This is a genomic window from Photobacterium kagoshimensis (assembly GCF_050337045.1).
In the GTDB taxonomy this organism is placed as follows: Bacteria; Pseudomonadota; Gammaproteobacteria; order Enterobacterales; family Vibrionaceae; genus Photobacterium; species Photobacterium kagoshimensis.
Genome location: NZ_JAKJSO010000008.1, coordinates 236,267 through 259,994, shown reverse-complemented (window position 1 = coordinate 259,994; position 23,728 = coordinate 236,267). Strand labels below are relative to the sequence as shown.

At 41.6% G+C, this 23,728-nt stretch carries 25 protein-coding genes and 1 pseudogene; 22 read left to right on the top strand and 4 right to left on the bottom strand.

Annotated elements, in window-relative coordinates:
• Positions 1-9: 9 nt before the first annotated feature.
• On the top strand, positions 10-354 hold the full coding sequence (locus L4C35_RS01745) for a hypothetical protein (RefSeq protein WP_428461258.1): 345 nt from the start codon (positions 10-12) through the stop codon (positions 352-354).
• 29 nt (positions 355-383) lie between these two features.
• Positions 384-1,211 (top strand): DUF726 domain-containing protein, encoded by an 828-nt coding sequence (locus tag L4C35_RS01740; RefSeq protein ID WP_428461257.1) that lies wholly within the window; start codon positions 384-386, stop codon positions 1,209-1,211.
• 112 nt (positions 1,212-1,323) lie between these two features.
• On the opposite strand, the gene L4C35_RS01735 is transcribed toward L4C35_RS01740, so the two are convergent.
• A complete protein-coding gene (locus L4C35_RS01735; RefSeq protein WP_062692886.1) occupies positions 1,324-1,506 on the bottom strand; it encodes a hypothetical protein in 183 nt (60 codons plus the stop codon).
• 216 nt (positions 1,507-1,722) lie between these two features.
• Here L4C35_RS01735 and L4C35_RS01730 point away from each other — a divergent pair, with 216 nt between their 5' ends.
• The 6 genes from L4C35_RS01730 (at position 1,723) to L4C35_RS01705 (ending at position 8,846) form a co-directional block, all read left to right on the top strand.
• On the top strand, positions 1,723-2,175 hold the full coding sequence (locus L4C35_RS01730; RefSeq protein WP_428461256.1) for a GNAT family N-acetyltransferase: 453 nt from the start codon (positions 1,723-1,725) through the stop codon (positions 2,173-2,175).
• A gap of 141 nt (positions 2,176-2,316) precedes the next feature.
• The gene (locus tag L4C35_RS01725; protein ID WP_428461255.1) at positions 2,317-2,721 is read left to right on the top strand and encodes a DUF1294 domain-containing protein; all 405 of its coding nucleotides are present in this window, start codon (positions 2,317-2,319) and stop codon (positions 2,719-2,721) included.
• A 109-nt stretch (positions 2,722-2,830) separates the two neighbouring features.
• On the top strand, positions 2,831-3,187 hold the full coding sequence (locus L4C35_RS01720) for a hypothetical protein (protein ID WP_428461254.1): 357 nt from the start codon (positions 2,831-2,833) through the stop codon (positions 3,185-3,187).
• A gap of 241 nt (positions 3,188-3,428) precedes the next feature.
• Positions 3,429-3,710: a hypothetical protein gene (locus L4C35_RS01715; RefSeq protein ID WP_428461253.1), complete on the top strand. Its 282-nt coding sequence runs from the start codon at positions 3,429-3,431 to the stop codon at positions 3,708-3,710.
• 151 nt (positions 3,711-3,861) lie between these two features.
• Positions 3,862-7,326 (top strand): DUF5107 domain-containing protein, encoded by a 3,465-nt coding sequence (locus tag L4C35_RS01710; protein WP_428461252.1) that lies wholly within the window; start codon positions 3,862-3,864, stop codon positions 7,324-7,326.
• An 86-nt stretch (positions 7,327-7,412) separates the two neighbouring features.
• Positions 7,413-8,846, top strand: a complete 1,434-nt coding sequence (locus L4C35_RS01705; RefSeq protein WP_428461251.1) for a sugar porter family MFS transporter — start codon at positions 7,413-7,415, stop codon at positions 8,844-8,846.
• A gap of 106 nt (positions 8,847-8,952) precedes the next feature.
• Here L4C35_RS01705 and L4C35_RS01700 read toward each other — a convergent pair whose 3' ends face one another.
• Positions 8,953-10,203 (bottom strand): ROK family transcriptional regulator, encoded by a 1,251-nt coding sequence (locus L4C35_RS01700; RefSeq protein WP_428461250.1) that lies wholly within the window; start codon positions 10,201-10,203, stop codon positions 8,953-8,955.
• Positions 10,204-10,477: 274 nt separating this feature from the next.
• Here L4C35_RS01700 and L4C35_RS01695 point away from each other — a divergent pair, with 274 nt between their 5' ends.
• From L4C35_RS01695 to L4C35_RS01680, 4 genes are all read left to right on the top strand, one after another.
• A complete protein-coding gene (locus L4C35_RS01695) occupies positions 10,478-11,431 on the top strand; it encodes an aldose 1-epimerase (protein ID WP_428461249.1) in 954 nt (317 codons plus the stop codon).
• Between the two features lie 347 nt (positions 11,432-11,778).
• Positions 11,779-12,042 carry a hypothetical protein gene (locus tag L4C35_RS01690; protein WP_428461248.1) on the top strand — a complete coding sequence of 88 codons (264 nt, stop codon included), beginning with the start codon at positions 11,779-11,781 and terminating at the stop codon, positions 12,040-12,042.
• Between the two features lie 231 nt (positions 12,043-12,273).
• Positions 12,274-12,714 carry an Sbal_3080 family lipoprotein gene (locus tag L4C35_RS01685; protein ID WP_428461247.1) on the top strand — a complete coding sequence of 147 codons (441 nt, stop codon included), beginning with the start codon at positions 12,274-12,276 and terminating at the stop codon, positions 12,712-12,714.
• Positions 12,715-12,765: 51 nt separating this feature from the next.
• A complete protein-coding gene (locus L4C35_RS01680) occupies positions 12,766-13,413 on the top strand; it encodes a glutathione S-transferase family protein (RefSeq protein WP_428461246.1) in 648 nt (215 codons plus the stop codon).
• Between the two features lie 69 nt (positions 13,414-13,482).
• Here L4C35_RS01680 and L4C35_RS01675 read toward each other — a convergent pair.
• A pseudogene (locus L4C35_RS01675) lies at positions 13,483-13,657 on the bottom strand (transposase); the annotation flags it as partial.
• A gap of 281 nt (positions 13,658-13,938) precedes the next feature.
• Here L4C35_RS01675 and L4C35_RS01670 point away from each other — a divergent pair.
• The 8 genes from L4C35_RS01670 (at position 13,939) to L4C35_RS01635 (ending at position 20,658) form a co-directional block, all read left to right on the top strand.
• Positions 13,939-14,661: a hypothetical protein gene (locus tag L4C35_RS01670; protein ID WP_428461245.1), complete on the top strand. Its 723-nt coding sequence runs from the start codon at positions 13,939-13,941 to the stop codon at positions 14,659-14,661.
• A gap of 1 nt (position 14,662) precedes the next feature.
• Complete coding sequence (locus L4C35_RS01665; RefSeq protein ID WP_428461244.1) at positions 14,663-15,034, top strand: hypothetical protein; 372 nt, start codon at positions 14,663-14,665, stop codon at positions 15,032-15,034.
• A 768-nt stretch (positions 15,035-15,802) separates the two neighbouring features.
• A complete protein-coding gene (locus L4C35_RS01660) occupies positions 15,803-16,417 on the top strand; it encodes a lysozyme family protein (RefSeq protein ID WP_428461243.1) in 615 nt (204 codons plus the stop codon).
• Complete coding sequence (locus L4C35_RS01655; protein ID WP_428461242.1) at positions 16,407-17,147, top strand: hypothetical protein; 741 nt, start codon at positions 16,407-16,409, stop codon at positions 17,145-17,147. The genes L4C35_RS01660 and L4C35_RS01655 overlap by 11 nt, the downstream gene beginning before the upstream one ends.
• A gap of 488 nt (positions 17,148-17,635) precedes the next feature.
• Entirely contained in the window at positions 17,636-17,911 is a 276-nt protein-coding gene (locus L4C35_RS01650; protein WP_428461241.1) for a hypothetical protein, read from the top strand.
• 443 nt (positions 17,912-18,354) lie between these two features.
• On the top strand, positions 18,355-19,128 hold the full coding sequence (locus tag L4C35_RS01645) for a phosphotransferase (RefSeq protein WP_428461240.1): 774 nt from the start codon (positions 18,355-18,357) through the stop codon (positions 19,126-19,128).
• A 322-nt stretch (positions 19,129-19,450) separates the two neighbouring features.
• A complete protein-coding gene (locus L4C35_RS01640) occupies positions 19,451-19,903 on the top strand; it encodes an NUDIX hydrolase (protein WP_428461239.1) in 453 nt (150 codons plus the stop codon).
• 59 nt (positions 19,904-19,962) lie between these two features.
• On the top strand, positions 19,963-20,658 hold the full coding sequence (locus L4C35_RS01635) for a hypothetical protein (RefSeq protein ID WP_428461238.1): 696 nt from the start codon (positions 19,963-19,965) through the stop codon (positions 20,656-20,658).
• Between the two features lie 195 nt (positions 20,659-20,853).
• Here the strand turns inward: L4C35_RS01635 and L4C35_RS01630 are convergent, their stop codons facing one another.
• On the bottom strand, positions 20,854-21,201 hold the full coding sequence (locus L4C35_RS01630; RefSeq protein ID WP_428461237.1) for a hypothetical protein: 348 nt from the start codon (positions 21,199-21,201) through the stop codon (positions 20,854-20,856).
• 816 nt (positions 21,202-22,017) lie between these two features.
• Between L4C35_RS01630 and dhaK the strand changes: the two genes are divergently transcribed.
• Together dhaK and dhaL are read left to right on the top strand one after the other, a co-directional pair.
• Positions 22,018-23,082, top strand: coding sequence for a dihydroxyacetone kinase subunit DhaK (dhaK, locus tag L4C35_RS01625; protein ID WP_428461236.1), 1,065 nt, complete (start codon positions 22,018-22,020; stop codon positions 23,080-23,082).
• A gap of 2 nt (positions 23,083-23,084) precedes the next feature.
• Entirely contained in the window at positions 23,085-23,726 is a 642-nt protein-coding gene (gene dhaL, locus L4C35_RS01620) for a dihydroxyacetone kinase subunit DhaL (protein WP_428461235.1), read from the top strand.
• Positions 23,727-23,728: the final 2 nt, after the last annotated feature.

Here is a 23,728-nt window from a genome sequence, read left to right as displayed (position 1 = left end):
AGGATATAAATGCTAGATAAGATTGAATCCGCTTTGGATAAGTTCAACACTTCAGCCGAGCAAGCCCAAGCGATTGTCGATAATGCGAAAACGGTAGATTTAGAAACGAAGTCGCTAGACACCAAAGCATTAGCACCTATGCTGGATCTTGTTGATGAGCGTATTCAAAAAGCGGCAGAAAATGTAAAGAAAGAAGTGTTAGAAACCATTGACCAAGCACATGCTAAACACAGGCAAGAAATGGAAGCGCAATTTACAATTGAGCGAAGCCATCAAAAGAAGATGTTATTGCTTAACATGGGTATTGCGGCCATGGCTGTCATTACGTTCATCTTTCAGCGAATTCTTAGCTAGTTTAACTAAACAAAGGAACCCAAATAACCGTGCTCAGTAAACTCAAAGCCATTAAAGCGGCATTACCCCGTGTTAATCACAATCAACCAACCTCCGATCCAAGCGCTGCCGTTGAGTTGTGCGTTATTCGAGAAGGTAAGCAAGAGCCTGCGCCAACAATACTTGTGATTAACGGTTTTATGTCGGGCAAAGGTTGTGATGTTTCTGACTGGCTAGAAATTGTCGATACCTTATACCCTGAACACAAAGTGATCCATGTGAAATGGAAGGCGGGTAACTTGAGCGACTTGCTGCTGGATGATGGCCTAATTCAGTTAATGCCAAGTGTGACTACGCAAGACTCATTAATCAAAAAATTAGGAGTGGCAGGCTTTTCTGCGATCAATAAAGTATCGGGCCATTGGCGAAAAGCGTTTACTGAAACCGAAGTGGTTGGGACTGCACTGGCTGATTTGATAGAGCAAGAACCTGAATTAAAGGGTTGTGTTTTGATGGGACACTCACTGGGCGCGCGTATTATTCGCCACACGATGGAAAAAGTAACAACCAACAAAGTCAGCAAATGCTATTTGTTAGCGGGTGCGGTGTCATCACATTCTAAATTGTGGAATACGGTTTTTGATAAACACGCGACCACAGTTTTTATCAACTGCATGAGTAAGACAGATTCGGTACTAAAATACGCCTACAAAGCGGGGACGTTATTTCGTGAGTCACCGATTGGTTTACATGCGTTAGAGCATAAAACCCATACCGCTATTACTAACCTTGATGTTACTGACGTTGCCAGTAAGCATACTAAGTTCAAGCATAAAGCCTTGGGTGAAGTGTTAAAAGAAGCGCTAATTAAAATGTAACATCAGTATATTAAAAGCATTTCCCACAGAGCGACAAAGCTGTGTGATACCCAGTAGTGAGCTAGTTAAGAAGGGCATGAGCTCTGAGGGCGAGAGCTCATGAAAGCGAAAGCTAGTGTTGAATCACGATACTTTCTTTATCTGTCGTGAATAAGTTCGCTCTATTTTGGTCGATAAGTTGAGCGGCGTAAGATGGTGTTACCGCTTGTACTTCACCTTTTGCTTTTAGGGTTAGTGATTCCCACGCATGATCTTTGTACTTACCTGTTTGCGTGTATTGAATGAGTATTTTCACTGACTTGTCTCGCTTATTATTGCTATTAACGTGCTACTAACATTAATCGCTTTACTGCAGTTACACACCCGTTAAATGTGGAACATAAGATTAACCAAACCGACAAGTAAAGTTAACGAACATTATTTTTGTTTCTATGTCGCTCATGTATTTTGGTTTTCTGATAATGCAGTTTGATGAAACAATCTTTCCGTTTGAGCCACAAGGACAATGCCAGTGATTAGCCATGACGAATTAAGGTTACAAGAGTTAAACGCCGCCAATTTCTATGCTATCTGCCAATTATCGGTTAAGCAGGAACAGGAGGGTTACGTAGATACTAATGCCATATCAATGGCTGAAGCTAACTTCTCTGATTACGTATGGATGAGAGGTATCTATCTTAACGAAGCTCCAGTCGGGTTTGTGATGATTGATGCTCGCCCTGAAGAAAACACCTTCTATCTGTGGCGCTTTATGATAGATGGGGATTATCAGGGAGCAGGGTTAGGTCGTTCTGCTATTCAGCTTATTGTTAACGAATTAAAAGCAACTTTTAATGCTAAAGAACTCACGACCAGTGTTGTTCCTGATAACGGTGGGCCTCAGCAGTTTTACGAAAGCGTGGGTTTTAAACTAACGGGTAATTATATTGAAGATCGAGAGCTGGAGTTAAAGCTATCTATATAGAAACCTAGTTGTCGTGTTTTGGTAAACTATAGCGTGTAAAAATTAGCAACAAATGATTAAATTATCTTGTTTACACTTTGCTATGGCATGATACTTGGAACCCAATAATGTATTTCAAATGCAATTAAGATTTTTCCCTTTATGAAGTCATTAAATTTCGGTATCAGTGCGGTTTATCTTGTGTTTGTTACCTGCACTGTATTATTTTCTCACGCCCCAGTTGAATTTTTATCGAGTTATATTGTTCTAAGCCTTTTGACTTTTGCTGTGTACGCGAAAGATAAAAGGGCGGCAGTGAAAGGTGAGTGGCGAACGAAAGAAAGTACCCTTCACTTATTATCCTTAATAGGTGGTTGGCCGGGTGCATTGATTGCACAAAGAAAATTGCGACATAAGACCAAAAAACAACCGTTTAAGTTGATACTATGGGTAACAGTTGTTTTAAATTGTGTCGCTTTCGTTTGGACTCAAACCCCTAAAGGAAGTGTTATTAGCCATGCTGTGTTGGCAGAGCTACATCAGTTGTTAGCGACGGCAATAAGTTAGCCAGTATTAACCAATAGGCTGAGTTTGCGTGGGGTTCCCGAGTAAACGTGAGTGTATTAGGAGGCTAACAAGCATGAAAGAATGTTGTTATTTTAATGAGTAAGCATTGATGGATGTATTATTAATTAGCGTTATTGTACTTTTGATGTTTTTTGTTTTTCCTTATGTGAGTTCTCGATTCAACGATGCCGTCAACGACAGTCACCGTATTCTTGAAGTAACAGACGATCATGTTTGTATTCGTCAGTTTGCAGCCCAAAGAGTGCTGAGGTTACGTGGTAAATCTATTCCTGCATCGGATATTGTGCGTATTGAGTACGCAATCCAATTACCACAAGGCGTTTGCGTGACGCTGTTTAATAAAAGTGATAAGGCTTTAAATTTTTTGGTACCCGAACATCAGCTTAACGTTATCAAGGCCATGCTGAATAAAGCCTGTCCTTTAGCTGAGGTCGAATGCATTTAGGGAGGCGAATTTGAGATTAACTCAAAATTAACGTTAGAAGCAGGTGATGATTTTCGTATTTGATCACAATCACGCTGCGAAAGCGTGTTATTTATCGTTAGGTTTTGAGATCACGTCGTTGGAAAAAGGGTGACGTTCTTTTAATCGTAAGCCGTGGGATTTAGTGTTGATGACAAAGACGGTGTAGTCTTTATATTTAAGGCACAGCGTCATGCACTTATTTTTTAATGCATAAAGTTAAATGGCGGCTGCGATGAGAGACCCTGATATTGATTTTCAGCGATGGAGAATGATAAGAAAAGAAGGGCTATCCCAGCACGTTATAAAAACCACTGTTGCAACAATATGTTATGCATTGGTTGGTAATGTTATTGTGGCTTCTTTTAATCAGGAAAGACTCACCACTTCGTTCCATTCTATTGCTGAATTTGCGGCGTATTCAGCCGTGTTTTGTATTGGTGTTATAGGCTTTAACTTACTGAATTGGTACTGGAACGAGCATAAATACAAAGACCGCTTATAGTCTAAACCTTACTCAACACCCTGTCGAAAGATCGCATTTATTACTAAACACTGTTTAGTAAAGCGCGTGATTGCTTCATACATTCTGCTAACAAAATATTCCTTACACTGCTCATAACTTAATCATAACGGCTTACAGGTGGTTATAAGTCATGAGTACGAATGCAAAAGCTTGGGTTGAACAGGTTGTTCTTCCTACTTACCCAACGGGCAAGGTTGATCCCAATCCACTGTTTTTAGAGAACCGAGTTTATCAAGGCTCATCGGGTTCTGTTTATCCTTACGGTGTCATCGACAGCATTACGGATCAAAAAGTCGATCAAAGCTATCAAGCGGTGTATATCGAAAATGATTACATCAAAATCATGCTACTTCCTGAGCTTGGTGGCCGTATTCATCGCGCGTATGACAAGGTAAAAGGACGTGACTTTGTGTACTACAACGAAGTGGTTAAACCCGCTTTGGTTGGCTTATTGGGCCCGTGGATTTCTGGTGGTATCGAATTTAACTGGCCGCAACATCACCGCCCGACGACTTTCATGTCGACTGATTTCACCATAGAGCATCATGATGATGGCGCTGTGACTGTGTGGATGGGCGAAGTCGAGCACATGTACGGTTTACAAATCATGGCGGGTTTTAAGGTTTACCCAAACAAAGCGCTGATTGAGATCACGGGTAAAGTCTATAACGGTAACGAAACACCCCGTCAATTCTTGTGGTGGTCGAACCCGGCCGTTAAAGGGGGTGACGATCATCAAAGTATCTTCCCGCCTGATGTCACTGCGGTATACGATCACGGCAAGCGCGATGTTTCTAATTTCCCAATCGCAACGGGCGAATATTACAAAGTGGATTACTCGCCAGGTACCGATATCTCGCGCTATAAAAACCTGCCTGTACCAACGTCTTATATGGCGGATAAATCGGCTTACGACTTTGTGGGCGCATACAGCCACGACGAGCAGGGCGGTTTGCTTCATGTTGCCAATCACCATGTCTCACCGGGTAAAAAACAATGGACCTGGGGTAACTGCGATTTTGGTATTGCATGGGATCGTCAACTCACCGATACCAATGGCCCCTACATTGAATTAATGACAGGTGTCTTTACCGACAACCAACCCGACTTTACATGGATCGATAGCCATGAAGAGAAGGTGTTTGTTCAGCATTTCTTGCCATACAGTAATCTTGGCAATGTACATAATGCCAATACCGATGTGGCGATAAAACTTGAACGCTCAAATGGCAAACTAGCGTGGGCAGTGTACGCCATTGCAGAAATAACTGATTACACCCTGGTGATTTCAGACGGTAAGCATACCCTGTGTGAAACGTCATTAACCATGATGCCGGGTGAAACTCGCCAAGGGGAATGCTTGCTTGATGGTCAATGTTTTGGTCAATGTGTCGGTCTTATAGATCAGAGTGAACTCACGACAGCAAACCGTTTAACCATGACAGTCACATCTGCGGATGGTTTCAGCTCGTTATCTTATAGCGAACATATCGCCGCAACGGACGAACCAACACCAGAGCCTGCCACGCCGCCTGCATTACCTGCTGACGTCGACAGTGTTGAAGCCTTGTATTTCATCGGCCAGCACCTTCAGCAATACCATCATGCAACGCGAAGCCCAGTTGATTATTACCAAGAAGCGTTAACGCGCGATCCGAACCATTACCAAACCAATGTGGCAATGGCATCGCTAGCGTATGAAGGGGCCGATTACACCGCAACACTTGGCTACGCCAATGCCGCACTGGCGCGAGCTCATCAACTCAATAAGAACCCGTTATGCGGCAAAGCGAGTTACTTGCGTGGTTGTGCCAATGAGAAGTTAGGCCACTTGGACCATGCCTTTAGCGATGTCTTTAAGGCAACGTGGAGTGCTAACTGCCGTGATACAGGGTTTTATGCCGCCGCTCGCATTGCGACTAAGCAATCTCGTTGGGGGGAAGCGCTGGATTATGCGAACCGTGCTTTACAACTTAACGGTATGCATTATCAAGCTGCGATTCTGAAAGCGCACTTGCTGATCACGCTGAACCGCACCACCGAAGCGGCTGCCTTTATTAAAGCGCAAAAAGTGATTCAGCCGCTGGGCTATGGGCTGGCTTTTGAGCAATATCAACTCAGCCAATCGATAACGGATTTAGCAGCCTTTAAGCACTTAATGAACGGGCGTGAAGCCAATGCGATCCATCTGGTGAATTTCTATTTGTCGATTGGAGCAACGGACAGTGCAAAAACCGTATTGGCGCAGTGTGATAGCCAAGGCGCGATGACTTGTATCTACCAAGCTTATTTATCTGATGATTACGCTAGTGCTGACGTTGATCTAAAAACTGACGTTAAAACTGGGGTTAAAACGAGTGTTGCAACAAACGTGACAACCTGGCTAGACACGGCGGCAGAGACCTTCGCTGATAATGTGTTGTTCCCTAATACCTTGACAGAAATTGGGGTGCTGGATGCCTTCCCCGATCATTACTTTACTCAGTACTTATTGGGTTGCTTCTTCTACGCCAAACGTAATTATTCTCGCGCTGTACGTCACTGGGAACAGGTTTTACACCTCAACCCTGACTATGCGCCGGTATTACGTAACTTGTCGGTTCATGCATACAACAAATGCCAAGATCCAGAGAAAGCCATTGAGTTGATGTCGCGAGCGTTTGCACTTTCGCCTAATGATGCCCGTATTTTGTACGAGTTAGATTTTCTTCATCAAGCAGTAGCGACTGAGCCTGCAACGCGATTAGCGCTGTTACAATCGCACTTAGAGGTGGTTGAAAAACGGGATGATTTAACCGCAGAGTTGCTCAACTTGTGCAATATCACAGGGCAGTTAGAACAGGCTGCTGAGTGTTTGGCAACAAGGCAATTTCATCCATGGGAAGGAGGCGAAGGACGCATTACTGGCCAGTTTGTGGTGAACAAATTGCGCACCGCACTGAGCTTGATAAACCAGCATGCCTATACCGATGCGATTACATGTTTACAAGCTGCGCTGCATTACCCGCATAACTTGGGTGAAGGGCGTTTAGTTGGGCAAACCGATAACGATCTGTATTACTACCTAGGTTATTGCTACCAACAGCTAGATCAACATCAATTGGCTGCTCAACATTTCAAATGTGCTACACAGGGTAAACAAGAAATAGGGCAAAGCCGTTATTATAACGATCAACCTGCGGATTACTTGTTCTACCAAGCTGCGGCATTGTATCAGTTGGGTGAGACTGAAAAAGCGGTTTCACTGTATGAAAATATGGTGGCGTGGGCTGACGCAGAAGCGGATACACCCGTTAAGACGGACTTCTTCGCGGTATCGCTGCCAGCCTTGATTGTGTTTGATGGCGATTTACAGGCCGAGCATCAACAGCATTGCTTGTTCGTGAAAGCCATGGGGCTGCTGGGGTTGGCCTTGATAACGGCGCAAGGTAACCACATTGCTCGCAGCACAGAAGAAGCCGAAACAGATAAGCAACTAACGTTTGAACACACCTTGCAGGCATTGTTAACCCAATCGCCAGCACATACAAAAGCGAACTTATTTAAAGAAGTCGCGCAACATCGCTACGCCTTTGGCCGCTACGGTCAAATGTAATGGATAGGTCACTTCGGGTGATCTATCGCCTGAGGTGACCATAAAACAATAACTTGAATAGACGTGTACCTCTACAAGGATTGATTATGAGTAAGACAAGCGATCAACTCAACATGAGAAATATCTGGCTCATCAGCCTGGTTGCTGCCTGCGGTGGGTTGTTATTTGGTTACGACTGGGTGGTTATTGGTGGGGCAAAACCCTTCTATGAAGCCTACTTTAATATTACTAGTGCGTCGTTGTCGGGTTGGGCAATGAGTTCGGCGTTGCTGGGTTGTATGGCAGGGGCGTTCATCGCAGGTACTGTCTCTGATAAATACGGGCGTAAACGTCCTTTGATCTTAGCGGCACTCTTGTTTGTGATTTCAGCATGGGGCACCGCCGCGGCAGGCAGTTTTAATGCTTTTGTTATATTCCGCATTATTGGCGGGATAGGGATAGGTTTAGCCTCTGCGTTATCACCTATGTATATCGCCGAAATCGCACCTGCGGAAAAACGCGGTAAGTTTGTGGCGATTAACCAGCTAACCATAGTGATTGGGGTATTAGCAGCGCAAATCATTAACTTGATGATTGCAGAGCCTGTGGCATCGGGCGCGGCACAAGCCGACATTTTACAATCATGGAACGGCCAAATGGGTTGGCGCTACATGTTTGGTGCCGAATTGGTGCCAGCACTCGCGTTTTTACTTTTGATGTTTGTGGTGCCGGAATCGCCACGTTGGTTAGTGAAAATGGGCATGGCAGAAAAAGCCAAAGGCACGTTACGTCGTATTGGTAGTGAAAGCTATGCTAGCCGCACCGTGGCAGAAATTGAAAGTACGCTGTCAGCCGAAACCCGTTCGCTACCTTTTAGTGCGCTGTTAAAGCCAGATGTAAAACCCATTTTGATCATTGGTGTGGTGTTGGCAGCGTTCCAACAGTGGTGTGGGATCAACGTGATCTTCAATTACGCTCAAGAGATTTTTGCTTCCGCTGGGTTTGACATTAACGACACCTTGAAATCGATTGTAGCCACGGGCTTAATCAACCTGGTCTTTACGATTTTAGCGATTCCGTTTGTTGATAAAATCGGCCGTCGTAAATTAATGATTGTTGGCTCATTTGGCCTAACCATTATTTACGGCTTAATGTCTGCGGCTTATGCATTCGGCATGCTAGGACTGCCTGTGCTGTTATTGGTGCTGGTGGCGATTTCTATCTACGCGCTGACATTAGCACCAGTGACTTGGGTCTTACTGTCTGAAATCTTCCCGAACAAAGTACGTGGTACCGCCATGTCAGTTAGTACGCTTGCACTCTGGGTGGCGTGTTTCGCACTTACATACACCTTCCCATTGCTTAACGCTGGGCTAGGCGCATCGGGTTCTTTCTTACTGTACGGCGTTATTTGTGCTTGTGGCTTTGTTTTCATTTATCGCCGTGTGCCAGAAACCAAAGGCCGTTCATTAGAAGAGTTAGAGAAAGAGCTGGTGGCACAATCGGCTAATCTAGGCAAAGAAGTGAACGCGCAAGCGTAAAAAGCGATACAAGTAGCAACTGGATAATCACAGTAACAGTAACAGTGACAGCTACAGTAATAACAACCAGCATAACGGAAAAAGATCACCCCAGCGGTGATCTTTTTTATGCGAGAAACAAACTATCTAGTTCCTGCTCAACCCACAAATAGCTCATGCCCATCACTCGTTCTATCTGGCTTAGCTGACCAAACGACACCAGTGTTTGATCTTGGCGGCGGGCATTCTTATCTTCAAACGGATTCGTGAGTGTTTGATCTGTGATCGTGTCTAACCAAGGTTGACCCAAGGCGCAGGTGTTGCCGTACAGAATGATTTTATTGATGTTGAGGGTGATCAGAAAGTTATACAAAGCTTGGCCAAGCACAGTTGCTGCGCGGTGGGCGACATCCAAGGCGATAGGATCGTGTTGTTGATAGTGCAGAACAAAATCATCAAACGTGAGTGTTTGCGGATAGTGCGTACTCTCACCCGTATTAACTGCCTTGCTGTGACGGCGTAACGCAGATTGTTGAGAATAGCGCTCGCACAAGGCTTTTGAACTGGCTTCGGTTTCTAAACATCCTTCGCGGCCACAACCACAAATAATGCCGTTATTTGCCACTTTAGTGTGACCGATTTGCCCACTGCCAAACATTTTGCCACGGTAGATATTATTGTTGATCAGGAACGAAGAGCCGATCCCGTAATCGATATTCAGTACACAGAAATCTTGCCCACTGTGGCCACCTAACCACTTTTCTGCCAGTGCCATCATCACACAATCATTATCAACCAGCACATCAACATGTAAACGTTGTTCGAGAATGTATTTTAGCTCTATGGCTTGTGTCCACGGGGCTTGTGGCATCCGCATTGACGATCCAACATGAGTATCCACTTGTCCATGTACCGCAATCGACAACCGATACGGTGTAGTGCGGTTCACTTGGCGACAGGCAACAATCACAGTAACAATATCGTCGATGAGTGCCTCTGGCGTAGCGGGTGCAATGGCTTGATTGATGAATGCAGAGCAGGGGGTAATCTCATTATCGACCATAATGGCCTGAATACGGGTTGGGGACACGTTAAGACAAATGGTATCGGGGCGATGGCGCGATACATTGTACAAGCCTTTAAAGTTGCCCTTGCTAACGTGTGGCGACACGGTATTTTCAACGCGGCCTTGTTCGATTAGTGCAGCAATGATCTTGGTGATCGCTGGAATGCTTAATTGTGTAGCCTGCGCCAGTTGTGATTTGGTCATCCCTTTGTTTTTATACAACAACGCCATGATGATACGGCAGTTATACTGTCGTACCTGTTGGTTGTTAAGGCCCTTATGGCCATTGAACCTTAAGGTATTGGTCATCATTGTTTGTTACCACCTAATCAAAGTCGCTTTACTGGCCGCGTCATTAACCCTATTACTAACCACTTTTTAGGAGCCGTGTTTAGTAATAAATGTTTAGTCCTAAGTACTTAGTTATTAGAGCTTAGTAATAAGTGTTTAGTAATCCCTGTGACCTCGCTATCACTCCGCGAACCATCATCCATTTACAGTAGCTTTTATAAGCAGATTTCGGGCTAATTACTTATTGAGTTAATTAACAAGTAGCACGGTATCACAACGGTAGAAGGGTTAATTTATGGCAACTCACACACTCGAAAATCACACATTAAAACTGGTAATTAATGAGCGGGGTGGAGTTATTGATGCCTTCCAATACACGTATAACAATGGATGCGAATATGTCTGCAATCAAGGTGAAGAACATGCCTTCGATATTCTGCGGCCACGAACAAAACTGAGTGAGCACAGCGCGGCGGAAGCCAGCATGTTCCCTATGGTGCCCATGGTGAACCGCATTCGAGGTAACAGCTTTGAATGGCAGGGACGCCAAGTAACATTGCCGATTAATTCACAAGTGGATCCCGATTTCTTTTTACACGGTGATGGCTGGTTAACCCAATGGCAACTGTGTCGGCAGAACCCGCAAGAGTTATGGCTAGAATTAGTGATGACGTCAGACATTAAAAGTGTGTGTCACTACCAAGCCAAGCAGCGTTTTCAGCTAGAACAAGACAGCCTGATTGTCACCATGACAGTGACCAACCTTAGCGAGGAAGCCTTCCCGTTCGGAGCGGGTTTTCATCCCTTCTTTTATTGCTTACCCGATACACAGGTGCAGTTCTCGGCGCTTGGCGTATGGCGGGAAGATGCAACGTATCTGCCAAGCGATTATACAACGGCTATTTCCACAGTATTCGATTTTGAACAAGCCAAACCTATCCCCAACGCATGGATAAACAATGGTTATCGGATGGATAAATCGGGAGTAACAGCCACCTTGAACCACAATAACGGCTTACGAGTCACGCTCACCAGCCCATGCCATTACTTGCAAGTGTATAAACCCGAAGGGCAAGCGGGTTTTCTGTGTTTAGAACCACAAAGCCAAGCGGTAAATGCCCACTCAGAATTAGCGTCGCTGGCTACAACACCATTTGATACGACTAAAAACCATGAAAGCCTAACAATATTGGCACCAAAGCAGAGCATGCAGATCACCATGACGATTAAGGTTCAGGCCACGTTGTAATACGCTCGAAACCTCGAAATCTTGAAATCTTGAAGCTCAACCTCCCGAACTTATTCCCTACCTCAATCAAAAAAAGAAAGGCTATCACTCCTGTGCCTAGCTATTCTTTTTGCTTTCTTGATTTGTCCAAATACCCATACAAAAAACAGGTTTAATAATGAACGTTTTGATATAATGCTGCTTTCATACGGTTGGTGCTTAGCACGAATAAGAATGGATAAGCTGAGTGAGGGGTTTACGCATGCGAATCGTTTATGCCACACGGGAATGATACTCGCTGCGGTAGATAGGTGCAGCAGTGGCGTAGATGTGAATGTGAGGGTTACTAGAAAGTTAAGAGGTTCAATATGAATGAAGAAAGTGGCAATACTGAATTGGATGTTTCTGTTACCGCAAAGAAAGATGAGCTGTCTCTAAAGGCCAAAGGTGCGGGGTTACTCGTTTTGATTGCTATATGCTTAATTGGAATTATTTTGCTTGCATTAAAAATGGCTGACAATGAAACGAATCCATTTATCAGTATGCCGATCGTTATTCTGAGCTATATAGCTTATAACCTAATCGCAACTATGGATGCAGTCTTAGGGTTAACTGTGAGAGTCCGAGACTAATGCAACCCTAACAAACTGTTCAAGCTGACAGCTAACCTGTGGCTTTTTTGGTTCAGTTGAGTTAGTTCTTACGGTATGTTCTGACTTCTCATTTCTATTGGTTCTGTGGTCATATTGATTGATTATATGTATTTGCGAGGGGTAATTGCATAATTGAAGTTGAGTAATAATTGAAAGTTGAAATGGTTATATTATTTACGGTTTAGTTTTAATTATATGTTGAGAGTTAATATGAAAACAAAAATCTGTTTTGTTGTTGCAGCGATTGCTTTGTCTGGTTGTACTTCCATTAAAGTAGACCCAGTTTCAACTGAATATAAATTGTCTCATGTTTGTATAGAAAGAAATTCAAAAGTTCAAGTAAAAGAGTTTCTTCCTGTAGTTGAGGACAGGTTGCAATATCATGGAATCACCACTCAAGTAAGTGATGCCGTACCACAGTCGTGTGAATATAGACTTACGTATACAGCATTAAGATCTTGGGATTTTACTCCATATCTATCACACGCAGAATTGAGGCTGTATAAGGGATATAAACAAATTGGTTATGGGGAATTTCACCTTAATGGAAAGGGTGGTTTAGCATTGACAAAATTTGATAGTGTAGAGACTAAGATGATACCAGTTGTAGATCAAATGCTAGGCAAATCTTTACAGACAAACACCAATTAGATCCACATAACACATATGAGTATCCGTAGTTTTAGAGAAAAGGAGTTAAATTTGTTCAAACTTTACTATTATCCTAACAACGCGAGCCTAGCTCCTCATTTTTTGCTTCATCACTTGAATGCGGACTATGAATTATTATTAGTTGATAAAAAATCAAACTCTCAAAAATCTGCGGATTATCTTAAGCTTAATCCTGCAGGTCGAATCCCAACGTTAGTTGTCAACGAACAGCCAATATTCGAAAGTCCAGCCATCTGCATGCATATCTGCGAATTGCACCCTGAATCAGATTTAATGCCATCTTTAGGAGACCCTAAGCGTCCTTTATTTTATCAATGGCTAGCGTTTCTGAATAACACACTGCAAGCAGAACTGATGGTTCGCTATTATCCTCATCGTCATACAAATGATGAAGCTACTATTCCAAATGTTGTAGCGGCACAAGACGACAGAATTGCGGATGCGCTATCCATTATCAACGACCAACTTGAGCACAGTGAATACTTGCTTGGTGATACGCTAACTGCATGCGATTACTTCCTGTTTATGCTCGCGGAGTGGTCATTACCAATAGAGAAGTCTCCACTTACTTTTAACCATCTAGCAGCGTATTTGAGACGGCTTTGTGCAAACCCAACAGTTAACGCTGTTTGTGACATCGAAGGTATAGATCTCACACCATTTAAATCATACTCATAACAAAGCATTTCAGAGTGATTCCCAACGCTTGGCACTCTTCATTCCGTCGTTGGGTTTGTGTTTACGGTGGTAGGCTGAAGCCCCGTTCTTGTCGTGGTAGTGCGTATTAAAAGGGCGAGAGGTCGAGGTGATTATCGACAATGTGGGAAATCGCATACTCGATAGTGCCGGGGATGAGTTGTTCATCGATGATGACAGGGACGAACATGTTTTGGTTCGAGTAATCGGTTTTGAAGTTGGGCATAACCGTGTCTCATTGCGAATAATTTAGATCACAATGAGTTAATGCGTTCAAGTTCATATAGTGCTGAAATGGCGATAGGATCAGAATTGAGACGGACGAGGAGAAATTCTACAGCCTCGTTAGCTGCTATGGCTGTTTAGGTAATTTGATATGAGTCGTAAATCAAAATATTAAAACACCTCTAAGGGTAAAGAGTAATTACAATAAACTTTTTATGTGAGGGGTTAATATGAGTGCTTATAATTACAATGGAATAAAACCGTCATCTCAAATGAAATTCAATGTCAAGTAATCATTATTTGTATGTGGTAAGCGAAAATGACATGGTCGAATTAGCTAAAACAAAGAATATTGATTATGTTGATGGGTTAAGAACAGCAAGTGGTTATGTCGCAGCTTCATTAGATTCCAATATTTTGCGCAAGCTTGTAAAAGATTTAGGCTTTACTGGGCGAGCATATGAGAAAAAGGTTAACGGCAAAAAATATGTCATTTTCAAAGGTAGGCCAGGGCAGCGTAAAATATTTACTGGAATAAAATATTTAAGCAATAATGCAAAAGTTGTGGATATGTTCGTAGGGCAAAAAGGAATAAAAACGTCAGCAATACAGGGGGCACGTCTTACCATTTTTCTAACTGTTCCTTTAATCGTACTTCAGCATGTCCTTAAAGATAGATTTTTATTAAATGAGTTAGTCGCAGACTTGTCTGTTTCTCTAATAAAAATCGGTATATCAAGTATCGTTGGGGCAGTGTTTGCAACAGGAACAACTGCAATTACAACAATTGCGGCTGCGCCAGTAGTATTAGCAATAGTTGTTGGCTTAGCCGTTAGCTATGCGCTTGATAGGTTAGATAAAGAATATAAGATTACAGAAAGACTTGCTAAGTTACTTGAGGATAAGACGATGAAACAAGTTAAGAAAACAGCTTGGGAGGTTGAGGATAGATTGAAGTGGCAAATTGCAAATAGCCAAGCTGTGGGTAAAGGAGTCTATTATTAAAATGAGGACTTTAATTTTCTTAATATCAATATTAGCATCCGCATCGTTAAGTGCAACGGTGCATGTAAATTGCATTATGATTCATGAGTCAAGTCAAACAGAAGTAATTAAAAAAGAAATATTATTGGAAACATCTGATAAATTAAAACAGTTATATAAATTTGATGAGGTTGCAGTTGGTATTAAGCCTCATGCAGTTGTAAATATAGATGGAAATGAAAGTATATCTTCATTTAAGGTTCTTTTGAAATCAAATAATGGATTTACGGCCTCAGCCATTGCTGAAGAAGTTTTCAAACATGATAGTTCTGTAACTGTTTCGTTATCAAATGAGCAGTGGTCACTTTTAACTGAGTGTTATCAAGTTCAATGATGATTAACTTTACATTGTCAGTTTTTTTGCTTGTGTTGAGTTGGTTTGTTTTTAAAATTAGTATGGCTATTTATAAAGAACCAATTAAAAAAGAACATGTTATGAGCTTGAAGACTAAGATTGCTTTTTGTCTTATACTTCTGGTTACTGTTGTATTGCTACTTTTCAATATTGGTGTTCTTTTAGATGATGGGCTCGTTAGTATACAGTATCGTTTTGGTGGATCTGGCTATGGCCCTTATTCTTTTTCCCTTATTAGTTTGTTAATGTCAATTGTAATTTTTATATCTTGTTTGGTCTTGAAGTTGATTAGAACGCTATACTAAATTATTTCACTCACTCTTAGCAGCTAACACATATGAGCCTTCGGGCGTCAAGAGGCAAACGCGTTAGCGGTCGACTAAAAGTCGATTAACAAGCGCGTCCTCTTCGTTAGTCAGAATGGCCTTCAAGTACACTGAGTCCATGAGTGATTGGAGTCTCTTTTTGTGAATGCTAGAACATTGATTTTCCAGCGAGTCGTGGTAAGCGCCGTGGCGGAGTCTCATGAACTGGTTGAGACCTTTGAACTCCTCACCATAACAAATTGCTAAAGAGTGACGGCTATCCATTGGCATTTTTGGTTTGGTTGAGTTTCATAGCTTAGCCGCACCTTAGCAAGGCGTTAAATGGTAAAAAATCCGATCTGTGTCGGAAGAATATTGACCATAACATGATGATATATCGAGACTAACTATAATCAGACATAGTGGATGGTTATAAAGTTATATGGTTACTGCAACTGAAAAGGCAACACTAAAGGCAAAACTGGAAAATTATGAGGGCAAGGTTAATCATATGTACCTTGATTCGAAAGGTTATGTAACAGTAGGTGTTGGACATTTAATTAAAGATCTTGCTAGTGCACAAAAAATCAATTTCAAAAAAACAAATGGATTATCAGCGACTGAAGACGAGATAAAAAGTGATTTTGAATCTGTAAAAAAACAGTTAAAAAATAGAGTTTCTAGCTACTATAAGAGGTTTTTTAGTTTAAAACTTCTAAATACGGAAATTGATACTTTAACTAACAAGCATATAGATAGTTTTGAGAGTGAGTTGAAAATTCTTTTTCCTAGTTTTGCAACATATCCAACTGAAGTTAGACTAGCTCTTTTTGATATCATTTTTAATGTTGGTATGACTGACTTGAATACTAAGTGGCCTAACTTTAAAAAAGTAATAAAATCTCAAGATTGGGAAGCGGCGGCTAATGAATCCAATAGAAAGCCGCCTGTTTCAGCTGAAAGAAATAAATATGTAAAAAATTTAATTTTGAAGGCGGCAGCAGACAAGAAAAAAAGAGAAGAAGCTAAAAAAAAGAAGGTTAAAAATGAGCAATAAATTATATCGTTTTTTTATTTTTCCAATTTCTTTCATAGCCATGCTTTCAATTAATGCGTGTAATGCAATTGAAAAAATACCTGTATCATTGGCCGATGGCTTAACTTTACCTGAGCTTTTATCTTCCAATGTGGAGTTAAGTAATGTAGAAGAATTATCAACGTTAATAAAAGAACCTTGGTATTCTGAAATAATAGTTAAGAAAAATGGCGGGCATGAGTTAAGTTTATCTTCTTGTGATGATTATTTTATAGGCTCATCTCCTGAAGCACAAACAGTAAAACCATATGAGATGAATGCTTATCTTGAGCTAAAGGTTATGTGTGAAGCATCAAGGTTAATGTTAAGTGCAAAACCATCGAAGTTAAGCTATTTACCTATTCCTATACTAAAAGAAAGTTCTCCTGACTTTTGGCCGAAGGCATTATCTTTTATAACTTCATCAGCAGAGTCGAAACGAAGTAATCAAAACCCAGAGCTAAAGTATTGGTCTGATGTTACACCTATTACGAGTTTCAAAAAAAACTCCGAGTCAAGCTTTACGTATTATCACATTGGCGGATATCAAGAGGTTGGTATTATTGGTAGAGGAGACCTCAATAATGATGAAATTGAGGATTTGATTGTTGTAATTCGTGATCATGTATCAAATGGTAGTTACTTTAATATGCGCTTACTGCTTTTAAGCGTTGATAATCAGCAACGTTGGTCACTGATCTCAGAACATTAAGTATCCAAACCATTTAACACATATGAGCCTTCAGGCGTCAAGCGGCAAAGTGGATTCTATCGACCGCATTAGCGGTCGACTAAAAGTCGATTAACAAGCGCGTCCTCTTCGTTAGTCAGAATGGCCTTCAAGTGCCCGAGTTCATGAGTGATTTAAGTCTCTTTTTGTGAATGTTAGGACATTGATTTTCCAGCGACTTGTGTCGTATTTGAATATCACGCATACTGCTTTCAATCTTTTGTGTTTATGGTTAATTCATTAGATCAGAAGGTAAGGTGCATGTCTATTTATTGAGCTTAATAAGAGGGTTAAATATGTTCAGTAATTTATATGCTTACGGTGTAAAATTTATGATGTCTAAGGTGATATCATGTTGTTGCATGTTACTATTTTCTTTTTCTGCAAGTTCGAGTGTTCTACCTGCATCGATAGATAAAGTTCAAACATATAGAGTTAATGACTTTATTGTAAGAGTCGTGAAGCATAACATGGAAGTAAACCCTATACTCGAAATTGATAAAATAAGTACTCCAGAGTTTATAGTTATTGATAGTCTTAAAATAAAATCAGTAATTGTTGGTAATGAAGAGTTAATCTTTAACGAGTCCTCAGGTGTTTTTGTTGAATCATTTTCATCAAAAAATAATGATATCTTTTTTTCTTTAGAATATTTCTATTTAGAAGGGGGAAGCAATTATATTGATTGCGTTATCTCATTTGATGAAGGTTTAATTGGTGCGCCAAAATGTGGATATAAAGATTAGCGGCAACAGCTAATAACACATATGAGCCTTCGGGCGTCAAGCGGCAAACGCGTTAGCGGTCGACTAAAAGTAGACTAACAAGCGCGTCCTCTTCGTTAGTCAGAATGGCCTTCAAGTGCACTGAGTCCATGAGTGTTTGGAGTCTCTTTTTGTGAATGCTAGAACATTGATTTTCCAGCGAGTCGTGTAGTATTTTCTCAAATGGAAGGTTCACTTGTTCTGTTAACCATGAGTCATGCGATAATGCTTTTTGGTGTTGTGCGTACAAATGTTAGCCCTAGGGTTTGAGTAGGGCTAATTAATTGGGTGAACACCATTGCCAACCTATGGCACTTTTGGTTTTGGCTTATGTGGTTACTATGGTCTGTTTGATTGCGGTGCAGTTGGCAGCAAAAAAGTGATGGTAGTGAGCATTTGGAACGATTTCACAATAAGGGACTATGATGGAAGAACTTCAAGGCGGGCGTGAAGGGCTCATTTTTCGCTCGGAAGATAAAGTGTATCGACCAAGTGGTTTTTGGTCTGTTTCAATCCATAAATTGCTGTCTCATCTCGAAAGTGAGGGCTTTAATGGTGCGCCAAAATCATTTGGTTTTGATGATAATGGGAATGAGGTTTTATCTTATGTGTGGGGTGATGCTTACAATTACCCTCTAGTTGGTGCTATCTCGACGACTGAAGCATTGTGTTCTGCTGCTGTACTTTTAAGTCAGTATCATGATGCAACAGTATCCTTTGTTCAAAGTGAACAATGCAAAGATTTAAGGTGGCGTTTACCTATAAGAGAGCCGCAAGAAGTCATCTGTCATGGTGATTATGCCCCATACAACGTGGCATTAAAGGAAGATACAGTTGTTGGTATTTTTGATTTCGATACGGCTCATCCTGCACCTAGGATTTGGGACGTGGCTTATGCTATTTATTGTTGGGCGCCTTTTAAAACGAATCCATATGATTCGTTAGGTGATGTAACAGATCAATCCATTCGTGCAAAGCAATTCTGTGATTCTTATGGCCTATCATATAAAGATCGTATTCAATTAGTAGACACCATGGTGTTGAGGGTACAAGCCTTAGTTGATTTTATCCATAATGAAGCAGCCAAGGGCAACAAAGCATTTATAGCAAATATCAAGGATGGACATCATTTGGCTTATATCGCTGATATTGAATATTTAAAGCGAAATAAAGAGCAAATAATTGCCTATTTATCGTAAACAATATGCCATACATGCAAGGTGATGTTGTACTTGGCGATTTTCTTTGGTGAGAAAAGTGTCCAGCCAGTATTTATGTTTTGTAGGAGCGGTCTGTTATATGGAAAGTATGCGCATAAAACGCACTCCGCCATCATTAGAATATGCAGATTCGATGTCGGCTTTATTATTCGAGACCCTGATATCCCAAGCTACATTGAAAATAATATAAATTAAGCGGTCAAGATAGCGTCCTAAGGTTGGGGTTTTAGTTCCAATTGGGTAATGTGTATATTTTTGTGGAGAGGCCCACTAATCTCAAAATATTACATCAGAGGTAACAATGATCCCAGTAAATACATCTATCGTTTCGGGTGTCGCGCTATCGGAATTTAACGGTGAAACAAAAATGCTGTTAATGAAACGAGTGAAAGGTGGCTTCTGGTGCCATGTTGCAGGTTCGATAGAAGACGGTGAGACCGGTATTAATGCTATTGTTCGAGAGTTTCAAGAGGAAACTCAAATAGAAGTAGTAAACTTGTACAACGCTCAATTTTTAGAGCAGTTTTATGAGCCTAGCGCGAATGTCATTGAGTTAATTCCTGTTTTTGTGGTTATGTGTCCACCGAAACAGGCGGTTATTTTAAATGAAGAGCACACTGACTATAAATGGTGCTCTTTAGAAGAAGCATTAGAACTCGCGCCGTTTCCAAATCAGCATGCTGTGTTTAAACATGTATGGTCATACTTTGTAGAGAAAAAAGTGAATACGCTTTATCGAGTAAAGATCAGCTAGCTAAGCTCGGATAGAGTAGTCCGAGTAGAAAAGGCGAGTTTCAGGAGGAAATTATAACAGTGAATTATTGTTCAAATGAGTTTGATGGAGCATTAGACAGCCTTGGTCATTATCAGATCTACCCCGATCTGAAACCTTGGGTTGGTTGTGAATATGCCGCATCGAGAGTCAAGATTTTAGTGATTGGTGAAAGCCACTATTTAGATGTTGGAAGTACTTATCACCATAACCCTGAAGAATGGTACGCGGGTGTCACCGTATCAGATAAAGAAGATAATGGCTGGATTAAGACGCGAAATATTATTTCCAACGGTATAAAGAGCAAATGGAAATCTAAGTCCAAAACGATATACAGAAACATAGAGAAAGCGCTCTTTGAAAGTGAGGCTGATTTTCATCCGAGTTCAACCGCATTTAGTCGTATCGCATTTCTGAACTACTTTCAGCGACCAGCGGAACAGACGGGTAAATCAATTAAGGTATCTCAACTTGATGCTGATGTTAGCAAAGGTGTTGTGGGCCAAGTAGCTAAAGTTATTGCACCTGAAATCATCATATTTACAAGTTCACTGGCATATCGCCATGCTAAACGAAGTGGTTTGTTAACCGAATTTGATGCGCAATCCATAAAATATACCCGAACGCCTCATCCTGGAATGCCATGGTGGAACCGAGTTTCTAAAGCTTATGGGAACCGCACTGGTAAACAGCACTTTATTGATTTTGTAAATTCAGCCGTAAAAACTGAGGCTTAGCAAAGCGATTAAGGAAAATTCGGAACGTGTGGCATTTGGGGTTTATGTCACGCGAACATTTAGCGACATATGTGGCTCTAATCGTGAGTGGGTAGGCAATCGTGGGTTCAACGATGATTATCGATGAAATAACCTAGCCAAATTAGTAAAACGAAAGATGGCGAGCCACTTGACTAACCCACCATTAAATCCTTTTTAGTTAAAGCGATTTAGTACATCTGTTAGTACCGTTCTTAAATCATTAATTTCTCGGCTCTCGGTTAATTCAATTCTTTTTCTGGTTGATTTAGCCTTGCTTAACACTAATTCTCTGTTCTTCTGGATTATACGTTGAGCAGACGAAGAATCTTTTTTATAAAACATCATTAGAGCAATAAAACCAACTTGGTTTTCAACCGTTCGCTCTTTGACTAAATCTTCTAATCTTGCAGTGCTGAGCGGCGACATTTTTTTCCATGCTTCTTCTGTTTTACTTATCGCTACATTGTTAGCTGCATCGCCCGCACTTTTAGCTGCTTTCACTACTGAATCAAAAAATCCCATGTTAACTCCTAACCATCTGAAAATTATAGTTTTATATAGAATGTGTTTTTATGTTAACTCATGATTTCAACTCTTTATGTGACTTTCATCGAATGATTGTTGATGTTTACCTGCAATAATCTGCTTTAGATCAAAAGAAATGCTTTCAAGTGCCTTGTGACTAGGAAAATAGCGAGGGCATGAGGCAACGAGCAATAACCACTTTATTCCGTTCCGTAATGAAACACTGTGGCGCTATTTGACTACCACTACGCGCGCTATCTGTCTTACTTCTGTCGATTTTCACTAGGCCTTCGCCATTGGCTCTTGTTCCGTTTTTTTGAGCTGTTTTTGAATGACTCTTTAAGTTGGAGGGCTAAACTTTATGCGAGGTTGATCCTGATGATTTTGCAAAATGCGTCACAAAAATTCATTGTTTGCTCGGTATCAGCGTCTGTGGCAATCGCTCGATATTAGTGATGGTTAAGAAATTATCCCTTTATATTCAAGTTATTATATTGTGTTTGCTTTGAGTGGGGAGCGCACTGGAATGATCGGGTTTTACCGAATAGTTTTGTATATGAACATAAATATAAATGCTATTGGGGCAGTGAATGAAAATAGCGTGTGATTGATCACGAAGCGTTAGATTTTTATCAATCTTGTTCCGTTATGAAACGTTTTGGTTGGGTAGTTCATTTCATAATGAAACGGATATTTTTGCGTTGTCATATGGTTCATGAGATCTAGGATGGAACCACATCCCAGCGACAAATAGTTTGAAACTCGCTGCGAAAGGAATCAATCAACAATCCCATTTAACAAGAGTGCTGAGCCATGAAAAAGTTAATTAACCGTGTTGAAGATGTCGTGAAAGAGCAAATGGAAGGTCTAGTGCTTTCTCGTCCAGAGCTGAAAGTCAGTTATGAGCCACGCTATATGTGGCATGAACCTAAAAAGCAACAGGTTGCTTTGGTCTCTGGTGGAGGTAGCGGTCACGAGCCTCTTCATGCGGGTTTCATTGGTGAAGGTATGTTAACGGGCGCTTGTCCTGGTGAAGTGTTTACTTCGCCAACGCCAGATCAAATGTACGAGTGTGGCCAGAAAGTCGACAGCGGTGAAGGCGTGCTGTTTGTGATTAAAAACTACACTGGCGACGTACTGAACTTTGAAACTGCCGTTGAGTTGTTACATGCCGATGGCGTGCGTGTTGGCGCTGTTCTAACAGATGATGATGTGGCGGTAAAAGACAGCTTGTATACCGCTGGTCGTCGTGGTGTTGCGGGTACTGTACTGGTAGAGAAAATGGTGGGTGCGGCAGCTGCACAAGGTTACGATTTAGATAAATGTGAAGTATTGGCGCGTCGTATTAATAACAACTGTCGTTCATTTGGTGTTGCTCTGAGTGCGTGCGTTGTGCCTGCTGCGGGTAAGCCATCATTTGTGCTGGAAGAAAATGAAATTGAGTTTGGGGTTGGCATCCACGGCGAACCGGGTATTGAGCGTCGTGCTTATGAAGATGCGAATACGCTGGTCGATCAAATGTTTGCAGAAATTATGGATAACGCGGCCTATAGCCGCACGCAGCGTATTTGGAATCGCGAAAGCGGTGACTGGGATGAAGTTGAAACTAAGATCAATGATTTCAATACCGACCAAGACTATATCGTATTGGTTAACGGTTTAGGCGCGACACCAGAATCTGAGCTTTACGGTGTGTACCGCCGTCTAGCGCAAAACTGTGAGCAGGCGGGTTTACGTATTGCGCGTAACCTTGTTGGTAACTACTGTACTTCGCTAAATATGGAAGGTATTTCAATCACCTTGTTGCAAGCAGATGAAGAGATGCTATCGCTTTATGATGCACCAGTGAACACAGCGGCGATGACCTGGGGTAAGTGATTATGGCTATGCAAATTGAGAAACAACATATCATTACTTGGCTGAATCTGTGCGCAGATACCTACGCCGAGAACCAAGACTTTTTAACGGATTTAGACCGAGACATCGGCGACGCCGACCATGGTCTGAACATGAACCGTGGTTTTACTAAAGTACGTGAAACGTTACCGAAAGTGGCAGAACAGAATATCGCGGCCATTTTGAAAAATACCGGTATGACGCTGCTATCAAGTATTGGCGGTGCGAGTGGCCCGCTATATGGCACGTTATTTATTCGCATGTCTGCTTCTGTGGGCGCCCGTGAAGTCTTGAGCTTTGAAGAGCTGGTAGACGATCTTAAAAGTGGTGTTGATGGTGTCGTTTCTCGTGGTAAAGCGGAGCTAGGCGATAAGACAATGTGCGACGTTTGGTTACCAGTGTTACAGCACCTTAAAGCAGCGCTAGAGCAAGGTGCCAGTGGTGATCACTTGTTGAATGAGATGATCGAAACTGCTGAGAAAAGCACAGTAGCAACCATTGAAATGCGGGCTAAAAAAGGGCGAGCGAGTTACTTAGGTGAGCGGAGCATTGGTCATCAAGATCCGGGGGCGACGTCATCTTTGTTAATGATCAAAGCATTGAAACAAGCCATTACAGGGTGCTAAAC

Excerpts from the sequence above, each read along its gene's own strand:
- L4C35_RS01745 (WP_428461258.1), top strand. The coding sequence starts at position 10 with ATGCTAGATAAGATTGAATCCGCTTTGGATAAGTTCAACACTTCAGCC.
- L4C35_RS01725 (WP_428461255.1), top strand. The coding sequence starts at position 2,317 with ATGAAGTCATTAAATTTCGGTATCAGTGCGGTTTATCTTGTGTTTGTT.
- L4C35_RS01720 (WP_428461254.1), top strand. The coding sequence starts at position 2,831 with ATGGATGTATTATTAATTAGCGTTATTGTACTTTTGATGTTTTTTGTT.
- L4C35_RS01715 (WP_428461253.1), top strand. The coding sequence starts at position 3,429 with ATGGCGGCTGCGATGAGAGACCCTGATATTGATTTTCAGCGATGGAGA.
- L4C35_RS01710 (WP_428461252.1), top strand. The coding sequence starts at position 3,862 with ATGAGTACGAATGCAAAAGCTTGGGTTGAACAGGTTGTTCTTCCTACT.
- L4C35_RS01705 (WP_428461251.1), top strand. The coding sequence starts at position 7,413 with ATGAGTAAGACAAGCGATCAACTCAACATGAGAAATATCTGGCTCATC.
- L4C35_RS01700 (WP_428461250.1), bottom strand. The coding sequence starts at position 10,203 with ATGATGACCAATACCTTAAGGTTCAATGGCCATAAGGGCCTTAACAAC.
- L4C35_RS01695 (WP_428461249.1), top strand. The coding sequence starts at position 10,478 with ATGGCAACTCACACACTCGAAAATCACACATTAAAACTGGTAATTAAT.
- L4C35_RS01690 (WP_428461248.1), top strand. The coding sequence starts at position 11,779 with ATGAATGAAGAAAGTGGCAATACTGAATTGGATGTTTCTGTTACCGCA.
- L4C35_RS01685 (WP_428461247.1), top strand. The coding sequence starts at position 12,274 with ATGAAAACAAAAATCTGTTTTGTTGTTGCAGCGATTGCTTTGTCTGGT.
- L4C35_RS01670 (WP_428461245.1), top strand. The coding sequence starts at position 13,939 with ATGTCAAGTAATCATTATTTGTATGTGGTAAGCGAAAATGACATGGTC.
- L4C35_RS01665 (WP_428461244.1), top strand. The coding sequence starts at position 14,663 with ATGAGGACTTTAATTTTCTTAATATCAATATTAGCATCCGCATCGTTA.
- L4C35_RS01660 (WP_428461243.1), top strand. The coding sequence starts at position 15,803 with ATGGTTACTGCAACTGAAAAGGCAACACTAAAGGCAAAACTGGAAAAT.
- L4C35_RS01655 (WP_428461242.1), top strand. The coding sequence starts at position 16,407 with ATGAGCAATAAATTATATCGTTTTTTTATTTTTCCAATTTCTTTCATA.
- L4C35_RS01650 (WP_428461241.1), top strand. The coding sequence starts at position 17,636 with ATGGAAGTAAACCCTATACTCGAAATTGATAAAATAAGTACTCCAGAG.
- L4C35_RS01645 (WP_428461240.1), top strand. The coding sequence starts at position 18,355 with ATGGAAGAACTTCAAGGCGGGCGTGAAGGGCTCATTTTTCGCTCGGAA.
- L4C35_RS01640 (WP_428461239.1), top strand. The coding sequence starts at position 19,451 with ATGATCCCAGTAAATACATCTATCGTTTCGGGTGTCGCGCTATCGGAA.
- L4C35_RS01630 (WP_428461237.1), bottom strand. The coding sequence starts at position 21,201 with ATGGGATTTTTTGATTCAGTAGTGAAAGCAGCTAAAAGTGCGGGCGAT.
- dhaK (WP_428461236.1), top strand. The coding sequence starts at position 22,018 with ATGAAAAAGTTAATTAACCGTGTTGAAGATGTCGTGAAAGAGCAAATG.
- dhaL (WP_428461235.1), top strand. The coding sequence starts at position 23,085 with ATGGCTATGCAAATTGAGAAACAACATATCATTACTTGGCTGAATCTG.